The 15,013-nt window shown below is 71.5% G+C and carries 14 protein-coding genes; 11 read left to right on the forward strand and 3 right to left on the reverse strand.

The window, feature by feature from the left end:
• Positions 1-86: 86 nt before the first annotated feature.
• The 5 genes from TNCT6_RS25575 to TNCT6_RS25595 are packed head-to-tail and all read left to right on the forward strand — an operon-like array spanning position 87 to position 4,721.
• On the forward strand, positions 87-1,706 hold the full coding sequence (locus tag TNCT6_RS25575; RefSeq protein ID WP_172633018.1) for an ATP-binding protein: 1,620 nt from the start codon (positions 87-89) through the stop codon (positions 1,704-1,706).
• Positions 1,703-2,110: a roadblock/LC7 domain-containing protein gene (locus tag TNCT6_RS25580; RefSeq protein WP_141362553.1), complete on the forward strand. Its 408-nt coding sequence runs from the start codon at positions 1,703-1,705 to the stop codon at positions 2,108-2,110. The genes TNCT6_RS25575 and TNCT6_RS25580 overlap by 4 nt, the downstream gene beginning before the upstream one ends.
• The gene (locus TNCT6_RS25585) at positions 2,107-2,514 is read left to right on the forward strand and encodes a DUF742 domain-containing protein (RefSeq protein ID WP_141362555.1); all 408 of its coding nucleotides are present in this window, start codon (positions 2,107-2,109) and stop codon (positions 2,512-2,514) included. The genes TNCT6_RS25580 and TNCT6_RS25585 overlap by 4 nt, the downstream gene beginning before the upstream one ends.
• Complete coding sequence (locus TNCT6_RS25590) at positions 2,495-3,115, forward strand: ATP/GTP-binding protein (RefSeq protein WP_141362557.1); 621 nt, start codon at positions 2,495-2,497, stop codon at positions 3,113-3,115. Before TNCT6_RS25585 ends, TNCT6_RS25590 begins: the two co-directional genes overlap by 20 nt.
• Before the next feature lie 58 nt (positions 3,116-3,173).
• Positions 3,174-4,721, forward strand: coding sequence for a cytochrome P450 (locus TNCT6_RS25595; protein ID WP_141362559.1), 1,548 nt, complete (start codon positions 3,174-3,176; stop codon positions 4,719-4,721).
• On the opposite strand, the gene TNCT6_RS25600 is transcribed toward TNCT6_RS25595, so the two are convergent.
• Complete coding sequence (locus TNCT6_RS25600) at positions 4,715-5,665, reverse strand: RluA family pseudouridine synthase (RefSeq protein ID WP_141362561.1); 951 nt, start codon at positions 5,663-5,665, stop codon at positions 4,715-4,717. The two genes, TNCT6_RS25595 and TNCT6_RS25600, sit on opposite strands and share 7 nt — an antisense overlap.
• Positions 5,666-5,743: 78 nt before the next feature.
• Here TNCT6_RS25600 and TNCT6_RS25605 point away from each other — a divergent pair, with 78 nt between their 5' ends.
• The 4 genes from TNCT6_RS25605 (at position 5,744) to TNCT6_RS25620 (ending at position 9,075) form a co-directional block, all read left to right on the forward strand.
• On the forward strand, positions 5,744-6,325 hold the full coding sequence (locus TNCT6_RS25605) for a GNAT family N-acetyltransferase (protein WP_141362563.1): 582 nt from the start codon (positions 5,744-5,746) through the stop codon (positions 6,323-6,325).
• Positions 6,326-6,431: 106 nt separating this feature from the next.
• A complete protein-coding gene (locus TNCT6_RS25610) occupies positions 6,432-7,079 on the forward strand; it encodes a PadR family transcriptional regulator (RefSeq protein ID WP_141362565.1) in 648 nt (215 codons plus the stop codon).
• A gap of 194 nt (positions 7,080-7,273) precedes the next feature.
• Positions 7,274-8,302: an ATP-binding cassette domain-containing protein gene (locus TNCT6_RS25615; protein ID WP_141362567.1), complete on the forward strand. Its 1,029-nt coding sequence runs from the start codon at positions 7,274-7,276 to the stop codon at positions 8,300-8,302.
• Positions 8,299-9,075, forward strand: a complete 777-nt coding sequence (locus TNCT6_RS25620; protein ID WP_141362569.1) for an ABC transporter permease — start codon at positions 8,299-8,301, stop codon at positions 9,073-9,075. The genes TNCT6_RS25615 and TNCT6_RS25620 overlap by 4 nt, the downstream gene beginning before the upstream one ends.
• A gap of 52 nt (positions 9,076-9,127) precedes the next feature.
• On the opposite strand, the gene TNCT6_RS25625 is transcribed toward TNCT6_RS25620, so the two are convergent.
• Positions 9,128-9,973, reverse strand: coding sequence for a siderophore-interacting protein (locus tag TNCT6_RS25625; RefSeq protein ID WP_141362571.1), 846 nt, complete (start codon positions 9,971-9,973; stop codon positions 9,128-9,130).
• A 104-nt stretch (positions 9,974-10,077) separates the two neighbouring features.
• Complete coding sequence (locus TNCT6_RS25630) at positions 10,078-11,007, reverse strand: 5'-3' exonuclease (protein ID WP_253266442.1); 930 nt, start codon at positions 11,005-11,007, stop codon at positions 10,078-10,080.
• Between the two features lie 204 nt (positions 11,008-11,211).
• Between TNCT6_RS25630 and TNCT6_RS25635 the strand changes: the two genes are divergently transcribed.
• Both TNCT6_RS25635 and TNCT6_RS25640 read left to right on the forward strand, forming a co-directional pair.
• Positions 11,212-12,300 carry a glycine betaine/L-proline ABC transporter ATP-binding protein gene (locus tag TNCT6_RS25635; RefSeq protein ID WP_141362575.1) on the forward strand — a complete coding sequence of 363 codons (1,089 nt, stop codon included), beginning with the start codon at positions 11,212-11,214 and terminating at the stop codon, positions 12,298-12,300.
• Positions 12,293-14,914: an ABC transporter permease/substrate binding protein gene (locus tag TNCT6_RS25640; protein ID WP_141362577.1), complete on the forward strand. Its 2,622-nt coding sequence runs from the start codon at positions 12,293-12,295 to the stop codon at positions 14,912-14,914. The genes TNCT6_RS25635 and TNCT6_RS25640 overlap by 8 nt, the downstream gene beginning before the upstream one ends.
• The last annotated feature ends 99 nt before the right edge of the window (positions 14,915-15,013 follow it).

Consider the following 15,013-nt stretch of genomic DNA (forward strand, 5'->3'; position numbering starts at 1 on the left):
CAAACATGCCGAAATTCCCGTCAGTTTCATGACGTACCCCCACTGGAAGCTGCCCGAACCCAGCCGATTCTTCTCAGAGGGCTTACATGGTGAGTGTTCAATCGCCCCCCGGTGGCCGTGAACTTCCCTACGCGCGCGTGTTGTTGCTGCCCGCCCTGGTGATGGCGGCGGCCACCGGGGCCGCCGTCGCCCTGGTGACGGACTCGGCCCGCCTCGCCGTGGCCTGCTGCGGCGCAGTCGCCACCCTGCTGGTGCTCAGCACGGGTGCCGAAGCGGTGCGCCGCGGACGCACCATCCGGGACCAGCGGGCGGAGCACGCCCGGCGCACCGTGGATCTGGAGGGGCGCCTGGCCGCCCACGACCGGGAGATCCACCGTCTCGCCTCCGACATCCTCCCCGCCGCCGTCGACCACCTGCGCGCCAGCCACACACCTCCCGAGGTGATGCGCGACATCGTCGACGGCCACCCCGAGTGGCGCCGGATCCCCGAGTCGCAGCGCTCGGTGGTGCGCATGATCCTCAAGATCGTGGACGACGAGGAGAACATCCGCGACTCCACCCAGCGCGCCTTCGTCAGCATCGCCCGGCGCGTCCAGGCGATCGTGCACCAACAGGCCAGAGAACTCCGGGAGATGGAGGAGGACCACGGCCGCAGCCCCGAGGTCTTCGACGACCTGCTGCGCATCGACCACGGCACCGCGCTGATCGGCCGTCTGGCCGACTCCGTCTCCGTCATCGGCGGCGGCCGCCCCGGCCGGCAGTGGCCCAACCCGGTCACGCTCTACAGCGTGCTGCGCGGCGCCATGTCCCGGATCCTGGAGTACCGGCGCATCGAACTGCACTCCATCGCCAAGGTCAACATCAAGGGCGTCGACGTCGAGCCCGTCATCCACGCCGCGGCCGAACTCCTCGACAACGCCACCCGCTACTCGCCGCCGCAGACCAAGGTGCACGTCACGGCCGTCGAGGTGCAGACCGGCGTCGCCATCGAGATCGAGGACGGCGGCGTCAGCCTGAACGAGGAGACCCGCACCCGGATCGAGCGCCTGCTCGAGGCGGCCAGGGCCGGTGTCGACCCGCTGGACCTCAGTGACACTCCCCGCCTCGGCCTCGCGGTCGTGGGACGCCTGTGCGCGAAGCACAAGATGCAGGTCTCCCTGCGGGCCTCCGCGTACGGCGGTGTCCGCGCGGTCCTCGTCGTGCCCGGCGACATGACGACCACCGATCCCGCTCCGGGACTCGCCCACGGCATCGGCGCGACCTCCGTTCCGGCTCCGGGGGAGGACGCGGTGGCGGGCCCCGAGCGCGCCCCGAAGAGGCGTCGCCCCACCAGCCCCCGTGTCCCCGCCGCGGTGTCCCCGGCGGACGACGAGGTCCCCGAGGTCACCGAGTGGACGGCGGGCGGCCTGCCGCAGCGCCGCAGCCGGACCAGGACCCCGCTGAGCCGGCGCGGCGCCGGGCAGGCAGCCGCCGAGCGGGAGGGCGGGGCGGTGCGGGCCGTGCCCCCACCCGGGCCCGCGCCCACGAGGAAGGACTCCGAACCGGGCCTGTGGGTCGAGGCGTTCTGGGACGGGCTGAAGAAGGACAACCCGGGCCCGGACCCGACGGCGTTCACCCAGGACCCGACCGCGTATCTGCACCTGATCGAGGAGCCGGCCCGAGCCGAGGCCGACGTCCGGGCCGACGACGAGGGGGACCTCAAGTGATCCAGCAGCGAGCCAACTTCGACTGGATGCTCAAGGAGCTCCACGACAGCGTGCCGGGCATCGAGATGATCGTGGTGCTCTCGGCCGACGGACTGCGCATCGCCCGCTACGGTGGGGACGCCGACGCCGCCGACCGGGTCGCCGCGGCCTGTGCCGGACTCCAGAGCCTCGCGACCGCCGTCGCCGTGGAGATCCCGGGCAGCGACGGCCGGATGAAGCTGGTCGTCATCGAGATCGACGGCGGCTACTTCTACCTCATGTCCGCGGGGGCCAACGCCTATCTCGCCGTGCTCGCCGACATCCGCACCGAACCCGGCCTCATGAGCGCCCGCATGCGCGACCTCGTGGTCCGCATCGGCGCCCACCTGACCAGTCCGCCGCGGCGGGGCGGGCAGACCGTATGACCCCTCCGCGGCGCCAGAGGCGTTCCCCCGGCCACGAACCGCCACCTGCCCCCGGACCCGCCGGGCAGGGCGAGGAGAAGCACCCCGAGCGGCTGTACGTGGTCGCCGGTGCGGGCGAGGACGGCGCCCGCGCGGCCGTCGACCTGGTGACACTGATCGTGGCGCGCACCGAGCCGCCGCCGTCCGCCACCCCGGAGCAGGTGGCGCTGCTGCGGCTGTGCGCCGCCCCGCTGTCCGTGGCCGAGCTGTCGGCCTACCTCAACCTGCCGTTCAGCGCGACGACGGCCCTGATCACCGAGCTGCTCGCGGCCGGCCTAGTGCAGGCCCGCGCGCCGATCGTCCGCCGGGCAGTCCCCGACCGACACCTCCTCGAAGCGGTGATGCATGGACTTCAAAGGCTCTGACACCATTCCCGGCCCGCGCACCGAGGACCATCTGCCGCACACGGCCCAGGCCGCGGCGAAGATCGTGATCGTCGGTGGTTTCGGGGTCGGCAAGACGACCATGGTGGGCTCGGTCAGCGAGATCAGGCCGCTCACCACCGAGGAGACGATGACCCAGGCCGGTATCGGCGTCGACGACGACTACGGCTCCGAGTCCAAGAGCGCCACCACCGTGGCGATGGACTTCGGCCGCATCACCATCAGCGACCACCTGGTTCTCTACCTCTTCGGCACCCCCGGCCAGCAGCGTTTCTGGTTCCTGTGGAACGGGCTGTTCGAGGGCGCGCTCGGCGCGGTGGTGCTGGCCGACACCCGCCGGCTGGAGGTCAGCTTCGACGTCATGGGCCGCCTGGAGGAGCGCGGCGTGCCCTTCGTCGTCGCCGTCAACTCCTTCCCGGACGCGCCGCGTCACCCGCTCCCGGAACTGCGCGCCGCGCTCGACCTGTCCGAGGAGATCCCGATCGTCGAGTGCGACGCGCGGCGCCGCGCCTCCAGCCGCGATGTGCTGATGACGCTGACGCGCTTCCTGCACTCCCTCGCCGCGACGGGCTCGCTCCCCTGATCCGCACCGGTCGGCCCGTCCCGCACCCACACCTCTTCCGTTTCCGAAAGCGACCGCTGTGACGCCTGAACCCCACTCCCCGACCGGTCCGGACGACTTCGCCCTCGACCCGCCCCCCGGCTGCCCCGCGCACGGCACCGGGCCCGGAGGACTGCACCGGCTCCACGAGGCGCGGGACCTGAGAGTGCTCTACGAGCAACTGCGCGACCAGTACGGACCGGTGGCGCCCGTACTGCTCCACGACGACGTGCCGATGTGGGTGGTCCTCGGCCACGCCGAGAACCTGCACATGGTGAGCACCCCGTCGCAGTTCACCAAGGACAGCCGTATCTGGACGCCGCTCAGGGACGGCACGGTCAAGCCCGATCACCCGCTCATGCCGCACATCGCCTGGCAGCCGATCTGCGCACACGCCGAGGGCGAGGAACTCAAGCGGCTGCGCGGCGCCGTCCAGGGCGCCCTGGAGTTCGTCGACTTCCGCGCCCTGCGCCGCCACATCGGCCGGGCCACCCAGCGCCTGGTCAACCGGTTCTGCGAGACGGGCCGCGCCGACCTCGTCGCCCAGTTCACCGAGCATCTGCCCATGGCGGTGATGTGCCAGGTCCTCGGCATGCCCGAGGAGTACAACGACCGGATCGTGCAGGCCGCCCGCGACATGCTCAAGGGCACCGGGACCGCGATCGCCAGCAACGAGTACATCATGGACTGCCTGCTGCGGGTCACCGCCCGCCGCCGGGCCCGGCCCGAGGACGACCTCACCAGCCACCTCATCGAGCAGCCGGCGGGCCTGACCGACGAGGAGGTCGGCCAGCACCTGCGGGTCGTGCTCATCGGCACCTACGAGGCCACCGCCAACCTGCTGGCCAACACCGTGCGCCGGGTCCTGACCGAGCCGGGCTTCCGGGCCCAGCTCAACGGCGGTCAGATGACGGTGCCGGAGGCGGTCGAGCAGTCCCTGTGGGACGAGCCGCCGTTCAGCACCATCTTCGGCTACTTCGCCAAGCAGGAGACCGAACTCGGTGGCCGGCGCATCCGCCGGGGCGACGGGCTGCTGCTGGGCATCGCGCCGGGCAACGTCGATCCCCGGGTGCGGCCGGGCCCGACGGCGGACATGCAGGGCAACCGTTCCCATCTCGCCTTCGGCGGCGGTCCGCACGAGTGTCCCGGCCAGGACGTCGGGCGCGCCATCGCCGACGTCGGCGTCGACATGCTGCTGACCCGGCTGCCGGACGTCCGGCTCGACCGCGACGAGGCGGAGCTGCGGTGGACGGAGTCGATCGCCTCCCGCCATCTGGTGGAGCTGCCGGTGCGGTTCACGCCGCGGCCGCAGCAGGACGAGAAAGCGAAGCCGAGCCACAGCCCGCACCCGGTTGCGCCGCCGCGCCCGGCCTGGGAGGTCGGCACCGCGGCCGCTCGGCAGCGGCCCGGGCCGTCATCCGTGCCGTCCCCCGAGCTGCCGCCCGTGCCGTCATCCGAGCCGCCGCCCGCGCCCGCGGCGGCGCAGGAGCCGCCGGGCGCCGGGACGTCGAACCCCGCACCGGCCGCCGCCACGGCCCGACCCCCGGGTGCCTGGCAGCGCTTCCTGCGCTGGTGGCGCGGTTACTGACCGGCCCACCCCGCGAAGTCGGACCAGGCCTGGAGCACCCGTCCGCTGGTGAACCGGTGCTCCGCCCCTGTGACCGGATCCGTGAACTCCAGTGTCCGCGCGAGCAGTTGCAGCGGGCGCCGGAAGTCGCCGGCCGGCACGGGGGCGGTCACCACCGGGTAGAGCGGGTCGCCCAGGATCGGCACGCCCAGCGCGTTCATGTGCACCCGTAGCTGGTGCGTCTGTCCGGTGGCGGGCGCCAGCCGGTACCGTCCGAGCCCGTCCGCGCGGTGTTCGGCCAGTTCCACACGCGTGACGGCGTTCGGCTCGCCCGCCACCTCGCGGGCGGCCTGCACCCCGCGCTCCTTCACGATCCGGCTGCGCACGGTCCGCGGCAGGACCAGCGCCGGGTCGTAAGGGGCCACCGCCTCGTATTCCTTGCGCACCAGTCGGTCGCGGAACAGCGTCTGGTAGGCGCCGCGCTCCTCGGGCCGCACCGTGAACAGCACCAGCCCGGCGGTGAGCCGGTCCAGGCGGTGCGCGGCGCTCAGCGCGGGGATCCCCAGCTCCCGTCGCAGCCGTGCCAGCGCCGTCTCGGCGACGTGCGAGCCGCGCGGGGTGGTGGCGAGGAAGTGCGGCTTGTCGACGACGACGAGGTGCTCGTCGCGGTGCACGACCCGAAGCGGGAAGGGCACCGGCACCTCCTCGGGCAGCTCCCGGTGGAACCACACGTACATCCCCGGCTCGTACGGCGCGTCGGGCGCCACCGCCCGTCCGTCGGCCCCGACGACCCGGCCCGCGTCGACCATGGCCCCGACCACCCCGGGGCCGGCCCCCGACAGCCGCTCCACCAGATACGCCCGCACGGTGGTCCAGGTCCCCGCGGCGGGCAGCCGGACCCGCACCGGGTCCACCCCGTGGCGCTGGGGCAGGGGGGAGGGCGGGGTACGGGTCTTGCGTCGCATCGACCGAAGCCTACGAGGCCGCCCACGGCCCCGGAAAATCACTGCGCCGGCGGCCTTCGCGTGGGCAGGATACGGGCCATGCCTTTTCTCACCAGCCCGGTACTTCCCGCCGGCACCTTCGCGCGCGCCGGGCAGCCCACCCTGCCCACCGGCGACGGTCTCCTCCTGCGGCCCTGGACGCCCGAGGACGCGCCCGTCGTCCACGACGTCTTCCAGGACCCGGTCATGCACCAGTGGCATGCCAGGGCCGCCGAGTCCGAGTCCGAGGCGGCCGGCTGGATCGAGGAGTGGCGTGCCGCATGGGCGGCGGACCGGGAGGCCCAGTGGGCGGTGGCCGACGCGGACACCGGCCGCCCGGTGGGGCGGGTCGCGCTGCGCGAGGTGCGGTTCGAGGACGGCGCGGCGGAGGTGGCGTACTGGACCGCTCCGGCGGCCCGTGGCCGGGGGGTGGCCTCGCGCGCCACCGCGGCCCTCGTCCACTGGGCGTTCGAGGACACCGGGTTCCACCGCCTGGAGCTCCTGCACTCCGTGCACAACGGCGCCTCCTGCCGCGTCGCCACCAGGACCGGCTTCGCCCTGGAGGGCACCAAGCGCAGTTCGGGCCTCCACGCGGACGGCTGGCACGACATGCATCTGCACGCGCGCGTCCGGGGGGACTGAGGCGGAGTGCCCGATCCCGGAGGCCACGATATATCGCGTGTATTGACGGAGGGGATGGGGTCGCGATATGTTCGGCTACGGATATTCGGAAGCGAGGTGATGGGGTATGGCCGGCGGGCGCAGAAAGTTGAGCAATCCGCTCGCGCTGACCGTGATGACCACGCTCTGGCAGAAGCCCATGCACCCCTACGAGATCGCGCAGACCCTGCGCCGTCAGGGCAAGGACGCCAGCACCAAGATCAACTACGGCTCGCTCTACACGGTCGTGCAGAACCTCGAGGAGCGCGGCTTCGTCGAGGTGGTCGACGTGGAGCGGCGGGGCAACCGCCCCGAGCGCACGATCTACGCGCTCACCGAGTCCGGCCGCGAGGAGATGACGCGATGGCTGTCGGACCTCGTCGCCGTACCGGCCAAGGAGTACCCGATCTTCGAGACCGCGCTCTCGTTGCTGGGGGCCCTGCCCCCGGACGACGTCGTGCGGCTGCTGGAGGAGCGGCTGACCGCCCTGGAAATGCGGGTGGCGAGCGGACGGGCGGTGCTGGACAAGCTCTACGAGACGCTGCCGCGCCTGTTCCTCGTCGAGGTCGAGTACCACCAGCACATGGCCGAGGCGGAGACGGAGTGGGTCCGCGGTTTCGCCCGCGAGATCCGCGAGGGCTCGCTGCCGGGCGTCGAGAGCTGGCGCCGGTTCCACGAGACGGGGGAGATCCCCGCGGAGTTCAAGGAAGCCGAGGAACGCCACTACCAGAAGTGAACCGTCCATGAGACAGACCCCGGCAGGGCTGTTGCAGCAGCCCCGCCAGGGTCTCGAACCCCGAGCCGAATCCACCGTGAGGCTTCTTTGGGCGATCGAGGTGCGGCACACCCAGGATAGCCCGGCGCTCTCACGTGGATCATTCGGCGATCTTCGCCACCCATCCGCATCCACGCATCCAGGAGAGCTCCGCCATGAGTCCCACCCGTGCGCCCGCCGTCGAGGCACGTCGGCTGACCAAGACCTATCCCGGTGACGTCACCGCCCTGAACGGCATGGACATCACCGTCGAGCCGGGCACCGTCTTCGGTCTCCTCGGTCCGAACGGCGCCGGCAAGTCCACCACCGTCAAGATCCTCACCACCCTGGCCCGCCCCGACTCCGGCGAGGCGACCGTGGCCGGCCACGACGTGCTGCGCCACCCGGACCGGGTGCGGCGTGCCATCGGCGTGGTCGCGCAGAGCTCGGGCGCCGACCCGGTCGCCAGCGGCCGCGAGAACCTCCGGCTCCAGGGCAGGCTCTACGGACTGAGGGGCGCCGGCCTGGACCGCCGGGTCGACGGACTGCTGGAGCGGTTCAGCCTCGCCGACGCCGCCCGCCGCCCCGTCAAGGGCTACTCCGGCGGTATGCGGCGGCGCCTGGACGTCGCCCTCGGACTGGTGCACCGGCCCGAGGTCCTCTTCCTCGACGAGCCCACCACCGGCCTCGACCCGGAAGCCCGTACGGCGATGTGGGACGAGATCGGCCGCCTGGCCGGCGAGGAGGGCCTGACCATCCTGCTGACCACGCACTACCTGGAGGAGGCCGACCGGCTCGCCGAGCGCATCGCCATCGTCGACCGCGGCCGGGTCGTCGTCGAGGGCACCCCGGACTCCCTCAAGGGCGAACTGCGCGGCGACGCGGTCCACGTGGAACTGCGCGAGGCGGTCGGCGACGCCGGGCGCACGGTGCTCGGCAGCGCCCTGGGCGCCCTGCCCGGCGTGCACGAGGTGCTGATCGACGGACGCCGGATCAGCGCCCGCGCCGACGACGGAGCCGCCGCCATGCCCGCGCTCCTCGCGGGCCTGGAGCGCGCCGGGGTCACCGTGACCGCGGCGACCGTGGCCCGCCCCTCCCTCGACGACGTCTACCTCCGCTACGCGGGCCGACGTTACGCCGAGGCGGAGGCCGGGAGCGGAGCCCCCGGCACCGAGGCCCTCGCCCTCGCCGGAGGTGCGCGATGAGCACCGCGATCTCCCAGACCTGGTACATGACCCAGCGTCAGCTGATGGTGTTCGCGCGCCAGCCGGCCTACGCGGTCATCACGCTGATCCAGCCGGTGATCTGGCTGTTCCTGTTCGGCAACCTCTTCAGGAAGGTCGTCGAACTCGGCGGCTTCGGCACCACCTCGTACCTGGACTACCTGGTACCGGGCGTGGTGGTGATGAGCGCGCTCAGCTCCAACATGTGGGCCGGCATGGGCACGTTGGAGGAGATCCAGCGCGGCACGCTCAACCGGTTCCTGACCACCCCGGTCAGCCGGGCCGCCCTGATGAACGGCAACGTGGTCCACAACGGCCTGGTCACCGCCCTCCAGTCGGTCGTCATCGTGCTGCTCGGCCTGCTGGGCGGGGCCGACTACCCCGGTGGCGTCGGCGGCGTCCTGATCCTGGTGCTCGCCTCGGTGCTGCTGGGCACGGTCTTCGGGGCGCTTTCCAACGCGCTCGGAATGCTGGTGCAGGAGCGGGAGTCCATCATCGGGATCAACACCTTCCTGCTGCTGCCCCTGACGTTCCTGTCCTCCGCCTTCATGGCGCCCGCGCAGATGCCCGCCTGGATGCGCCACATCGCCGACTTCAACCCGCTCAACTGGGCGATGGTGGCGGGCCGTTCCGCGATGTCCGCGCATCCCGACTGGAGTGTCGTGGGAAGCCGGGGCGGCGCGCTGCTGGCCCTCGCGGTGGCCGCGGTGTGGCTGTCGATACGGACGTTCCGCTCCTACCAGCGGTCGGTCTGAGCCACGCGAAAGCGGCAGTACCGCCCCGGGTACCGCCGCTTTCGTACATGGCTCACGCGGCCGGCGCCGCGCCCTCCTGCTCCGTCTCGATCCGGGCGTTCCAGTCGCGCTTGGAGGCCTGCCAGCCGTCCTCGTCGTGGCCGAGCCGCCAGTAGCCGGAGATCGACAGGTCCTCGCGGGGAACGGCGTGCTCGACCCGCAGCAGCCGGCGCAGCTCCTTCACGAACCCGGCCTCGCCGTGCACGAACGCGTGCACCCGGCCCTCGGGGAACGGCAGCGCCCGTACGGCCTCCACCAGAGCCCGGCCGACGGGCCGCTCGCCGCGGTGCAGCCAGACCACCTCCACGTCGGAGTCGATCTTCTGCTCCTCCTCGGGACCCGCGACCTCGACGAAGGCGTGGGCCGTCGCGCCCTCGGGCAGTGCCTCCAGGGAGCGCGCGATCGCGGGCAGGGCGCTCTCGTCGCCGGCCAGCAGATGCCAGTCGGCGCTCGCGTCCGGGGCGTAGGCGCCGCCGGGACCCAGGAAGTGCACGGTCTCGCCCGGCCGTGCCAGCAGCGACCAGGGGCCGGCCAGCCCCTCGTCGCCGTGGATGACGAAGTCCAGGGTCAGCTCGCGGTGCCCGGGGTCCCAGGCGCGCACCGTGTACGTCCGGGTCACCGGCCACTGCTCGCGCGGCAACTCCTCGCGGATCCCCTGAAGATCGAAGGGTTCCGGATAGGTGACCCCGTCGGGCGGGAACAGCAGCTTGACGTAGTGGTCCGTGCAGGTGTCCGCCGAGAAGCCGGCCAGGCCCTCCCCGCCGAGCACCACGCGCTGCATGTGCGGGGTCAGCCGTTCGGTCCGGACGACCTGCGCGGAGTGGGTCCTGCGCGGCTTGCGCGCCGGACGTTCTGCCATGACGGCCTCCCTGTTTCCCCTTGCTTAGGTTTACCTAAGTTAACACCTCGCCCCGGTGAGTACCTCCCCCGTCCGGCCGCCGGCCGCGCGCGTCGCCACAGCCGTCACGCCGGCAACGTGGCGAGCAGCCGCTGAAGCGAACCTCCCAGACCCCAGCGGGCCGCCAGCTCCTCGAGTGCCGCCGGATCGCGCGGGGCGCGCGGCAGCGCCGTGTCCACGTCCGGCACCGGGACGTCGGCGGCGACGCGCACGACCTTCGGCGCCACCGCGAGATACGGCCGCGCCTCGTCGAGCCGCCTGCGCTGCGACGGCGTGAGCTTCGCCTTCGGGTCGTCGACGGCCGCCATGATCCCGGCCAGGTCGCCGAACTCGGCGAGCAGCCTGGCCGCCGTCTTCTCCCCGATGCCGGGCACGCCGGGCAGTCCGTCGCTCGGGTCGCCGCGCAGCAGCGCCAGATCCGCGTACCCCGGGCCGTCGACCCCGTACTTCTCCCGCAGCGCGGCCTCGTCGGTGGCCTGGAGTGTGCCGACGCCCTTGACCGGGTACAGCACCCGCACCCCGCGGGCGTCGTCCACCAGCTGGTACAGGTCCCGGTCGCCGGTGACGATGTCGACCGGGCCCGTCGCCCGTGCGGTGAGCGTGCCGATCACGTCGTCCGCCTCGTACCCCGCGACGCCCACGCGCGCGATGCCCACCGCGTCCAGGACGGACTCGATCACCGGGACCTGCGGGGACAGGGTGTCCGGCACCTCCTCCTCGTCCGGACCGCCGGTGTGCTCCACGGCCACCCGGTGCGCCTTGTAGGAGGGGATCAGCTCCACCCGCCAGGCCGGCCGCCAGTCGGCGTCCATACAGGCCACCAGATGGTCGGGCCGGTGGTCCTTGACCAGCCGGTCGATGAAGTCGAGCAGCCCGCGCACGGCGTTCACCGGCGTGCCGTCCGGGGCCCTGATCGACTCCGGGACGCCGAAATAGGCGCGGAAGTACAGGGAGGCGGTGTCGAGGAGCATCAGTCGTCCGGTCACGTCTCGCATCATGCCGTACGGCACCGACAGTCACCGGACGGCCGGGAACCGTGGATTCCACGTGAACGGCAGCCGACGGCGATGTGAAGCAGGCCACGTTCGGTTTGAGCCAAACGGGTCTGGGCAGGCGCGCTTCGGATCGAAGGTGGTTGCTTTCTTCAACTGTCAGCGGCCCTCCGCATCCCGTTCCTGGCCCCGAGACAAGAGGTACGCGTGTCTTCAAGACTTCAGGCCCAGCACCTGTTCAAGGTGTTCGGCCGACGACCGGACGAGGCAGTCGAAAAGCTACGGCAGGGTGCCGACCGCGAGGACTTGCGCGCCGACGGCACCACCGCCGCCGTCATCGATGCCTCGTTCAGCGTCGATCCCGGCCAGATCTTCGTCGTCATGGGCCTGTCCGGTTCCGGCAAGTCCACGCTCCTGCGGATGCTGAACGGGCTGCTGGAGCCGACCGCCGGCAGCGTCAGCTTCGACGGCCAGGACCTGACCGCGCTCAGCGACCGCGAGCTGCGCGAGGTCCGCTCCAGGAAGATCAGCATGGTCTTCCAGCACTTCGCGCTCTTCCCGCACCGCAGCGTCCGTGAGAACGCCGCCTATGGTCTGGAAGTGCAGGGCGTGCCCCGCGCCGAGCGCGAACGCCGCGCCGACGAGGCGCTCGCCCTGTGCGGTCTGGCCGGCTGGGAGTCCTCCTGGCCCGACGAGCTCTCCGGCGGCATGCAGCAGCGGGTGGGCCTGGCCCGCGCCCTGGCCACCGACGCCGACCTGCTGCTGATGGACGAGTCCTTCAGCGCCCTGGACCCGCTGATCCGGCGCGACATGCAGGACCAGCTGCTCCAGCTCCAGAAGACGCTCAAGAAGACGATCGTCTTCATCACCCACGACCTCAACGAGGCCATGCGCCTGGGCGACCGGATCGCCGTCATGCGCGACGGCCGCATCGTGCAGACGGGCACCGCCGAGGACATCCTGCTGCGCCCCGCCGACGACTACGTCGCCTCCTTCACCCAGGACGTCGACCGGTCCCGGGTGCTGACCGCGGAGTCGGTCATGGACCGCGACGTACGCGGTGACGAGGCGGACTGCGGCTGCGACACCGCGACCCCGCACACCCCGTTCACCGAGCTGTGCGCGATCAGCGCCCGCGTGCCCCACCCGGTCGCCGTGCTGGACGAGCACCGCGACCTCGTCGGCATCGTCCCGCGCCAGCGCCTCGTCGGCTTCCTGGGCGACGAGCAGAGCTCCCAGGTGAGCTGCGACGCGCCGCGGGACAAGGGCGGCGACAAGGCGGTGGCCCGTGCCTAGGATCCCGCTCGGCGACTGGGTCAACTCCGCGGTCGACTGGCTGCTCGGCCACATGTCCTGGCTCTTCGACTTCTTCAAGGCCGTGTTCACCGGCACCTACGACGGCATCAACGCCGTCCTCCAGGCGCCGGAACCGCTGCTGCTCGCGGGCATCTTCGCCGTGCTCGCCTGGTGGCTGCGCGGCGCCTTCGCCGGAGTGCTCACCTTCGTGGGGTTCGCGTTCATCGACTCCATGGAGCTGTGGTCGGACGCGATGGTGACCCTGTCGCTGGTCCTCGTCGCCACGATCATCGCGCTGGTGATCTCGGTGCCGGTCGGCATCTGGGCGGCCCGCTCGGACCGGGTCAGCGCCTTCGTCCGGCCGGTCCTGGACTTCATGCAGACGCTGCCCGCGATGATCTACCTCATCCCGGCCATCCTGTTCTTCGGCACGGGCGCCTCCGCGGGCATCGTCGCCACCCTGATCTTCGCCCTCGCGCCCGGCGTCCGCATGACCGAGCTGGGCATCCGCCAGGTCGACAAGGAACTGGTCGAGGCGGCCGAGGCGTTCGGCACCACGCCCCGCAACACGCTGCTGCGCGTCCAGCTGCCGCTGGCGCTGCCCACCGTGATGGCCGGCGTCAACCAGGTGATCATGCTCGGCCTGTCCATGGCCGCGATCGCCGGCATGGTCGGCACCGGCGGCCTCGGCGGCGACGTCAACGAGGCCATCGGCCAGCTCAACGTCGGCCTCGGCTCCGAGTCCGGTATCGCCATCGTGATCCTCGCGATCTACCTCGACCGCATGACCAGCGCCCTGGGCACCGAGGTCTCGCCGCTCGGCCGGCGCGCCGCCGCCAAGGCGCGGGCCGCCAAGGGCCTGAAGATCTGGTCCTACCGGCCGCAGCCGCAGATCGCCGTGATCGGCGTGGTGATCCTCGCCCTGGTCGCGGGCGGCATGGGCCTCTTCGCGGGGGGCGGCGGCAGTGCGACGGCCGCCGGCGACGGCAGCGACGTGGGCCGCGGCAAGAAGATCACCATCGGATACATCCCGTGGGACGAGGGCGTCGCGTCCACCTTCCTGTGGAAGGAGATCCTCGAACAGCGCGGCTACCAGGTCGACGCCCGCCAGTTCGACGCCGGACCGCTCTACACCGCGCTCGCCCAGGGCAACGTCGACTTCGAGACGGACTCCTGGCTGCCGACGACCCACGCCCAGTACTGGAAGAAGTACGGCAGCCGGCTCGACGACCTCGGCTCCTGGTACGGCCCGACGTCCCTGGAGCTGACCGTCCCCTCGTACATGAAGGACGTGAACTCGCTCGAGGACCTCAAGGGCAAGGCGGGCCTGTTCGGCGGGAAGATCACCGGCATCGAGTCCAGCGCCGGCATGATGGCCCTGCTCAAGAGCAAGGTCCTCAAGGACTACGGCCTGGACAAGGAGTACAAGGTCGTCGACAGCTCCACGCCCGCCATGCTGGCCGAGCTCAAGCGCGCCTACAGCAAGAAGGAACCGATCGTCGTCACGCTCTGGTCACCGCACTGGGCGTACAGCGACTTCGATCTGAAGAAGCTGAAGGACCCCAAGGGCTCCTGGGGCAAGGGCGACGGCGTGCACACGCTGGCCCGCAAGGGCTTCGCGAACGACGACCCGGTCGTCGGCACGTGGCTGAAGAACTTCAAGCTGACCGAGAAGCAGCTCACCGGCCTCGAGGCCGAGATCAACAAGTCGGGCAAGGGCCGCCAGCAGGACGCCGTCCGCGCCTGGCTGAAGGACAACCCGGGCGTCGTCGACAAGCTCGCCCCGCTGCCCGGCGGCGACTCGGCCGCCAAGCCTGCGGAGGCCAAGCGCACCCTGAACGTCGCCTGGTTCCCGTGGGACGAGGACATCGCCGTCACCCACCTGTGGAAGAACGTCCTGGAACGCCGCGGCTACCGGATGAACCTGAAGCAGATGGACGTGGGCCCGGTCTACACCGGCCTGGCCGGCGGTGACATCGACCTCAACTTCGACGCCTGGCTGCCGTACGCCCAGAAGAACTACTGGGACAAGAACAAGGACAGACTCAGGGACCTCGGCACCTGGTACGAGCCGACCTCCCTGGAGATCGCCGTGCCGTCCTACGTCAAGGGCGTGAAGTCCCTGGAGGACCTCAAGGGCAAGGCGTCCACCTTCAACGGGAAGATCATCGGCATCGAGCCGGGCACCGGCGAGATGACCCTGCTGAAGGACAAGGTCCTGCCCGGCTACGGCCTGGACAAGGAGTACAAGGTCGTCGACGGCTCCACGCCCGCGATGCTCGCCGAGCTCAAGCGCGCGTACGCCAAGAAGCAGCCCGTGGCCGTGGTGCTGTGGTCGCCGCACTGGGCGTACAGCCGCTACGACCTCACCAAGCTCGCCGACGACAAGAAGCTCTTCGGCGAGGGCAACACCGTGCGTACCATCTCCAGCGCCAAGTTCCCCGAGCAGTACCCGCAGCTCACCAAGTGGATCAAGAACTTCCGGATGAGCGAGGACGAGCTCGGCAGCCTGGAGAGCGAGATCAACCAGCACGGTCAGGGCCACGAGGCCGAGGCCGTCACCGCCTGGCTGAAGCAGCACCCCGACGTCCCGGCGCGGATGACCCCGCAGTAGCCGCCGACCCGGACACCGCCGAAGGGGCGGGCCCGCCCCGCGTCGCCCTGCGATGCGTGGGACGGGCCCGCCCCGCACGCTTGTCCACAGAAGGAATCC

This window comes from Streptomyces sp. 6-11-2 (assembly GCF_006540305.1).
GTDB lineage: Bacteria > Actinomycetota > Actinomycetes > Streptomycetales > Streptomycetaceae > Streptomyces.

Coding starts and splice junctions, on each gene's coding strand:
- TNCT6_RS25575 (WP_172633018.1), top strand. CDS start 87: ATGGTGAGTGTTCAATCGCCCCCCGGTGGCCGTGAACTTCCCTACGCG.
- TNCT6_RS25585 (WP_141362555.1), top strand. CDS start 2,107: ATGACCCCTCCGCGGCGCCAGAGGCGTTCCCCCGGCCACGAACCGCCA.
- TNCT6_RS25590 (WP_141362557.1), top strand. CDS start 2,495: ATGGACTTCAAAGGCTCTGACACCATTCCCGGCCCGCGCACCGAGGAC.
- TNCT6_RS25600 (WP_141362561.1), bottom strand. CDS start 5,665: ATGCGACGCAAGACCCGTACCCCGCCCTCCCCCCTGCCCCAGCGCCAC.
- TNCT6_RS25605 (WP_141362563.1), top strand. CDS start 5,744: ATGCCTTTTCTCACCAGCCCGGTACTTCCCGCCGGCACCTTCGCGCGC.
- TNCT6_RS25610 (WP_141362565.1), top strand. CDS start 6,432: ATGGCCGGCGGGCGCAGAAAGTTGAGCAATCCGCTCGCGCTGACCGTG.
- TNCT6_RS25615 (WP_141362567.1), top strand. CDS start 7,274: ATGAGTCCCACCCGTGCGCCCGCCGTCGAGGCACGTCGGCTGACCAAG.
- TNCT6_RS25620 (WP_141362569.1), top strand. CDS start 8,299: ATGAGCACCGCGATCTCCCAGACCTGGTACATGACCCAGCGTCAGCTG.
- TNCT6_RS25625 (WP_141362571.1), bottom strand. CDS start 9,973: ATGGCAGAACGTCCGGCGCGCAAGCCGCGCAGGACCCACTCCGCGCAG.
- TNCT6_RS25630 (WP_253266442.1), bottom strand. CDS start 11,007: ATGCGAGACGTGACCGGACGACTGATGCTCCTCGACACCGCCTCCCTG.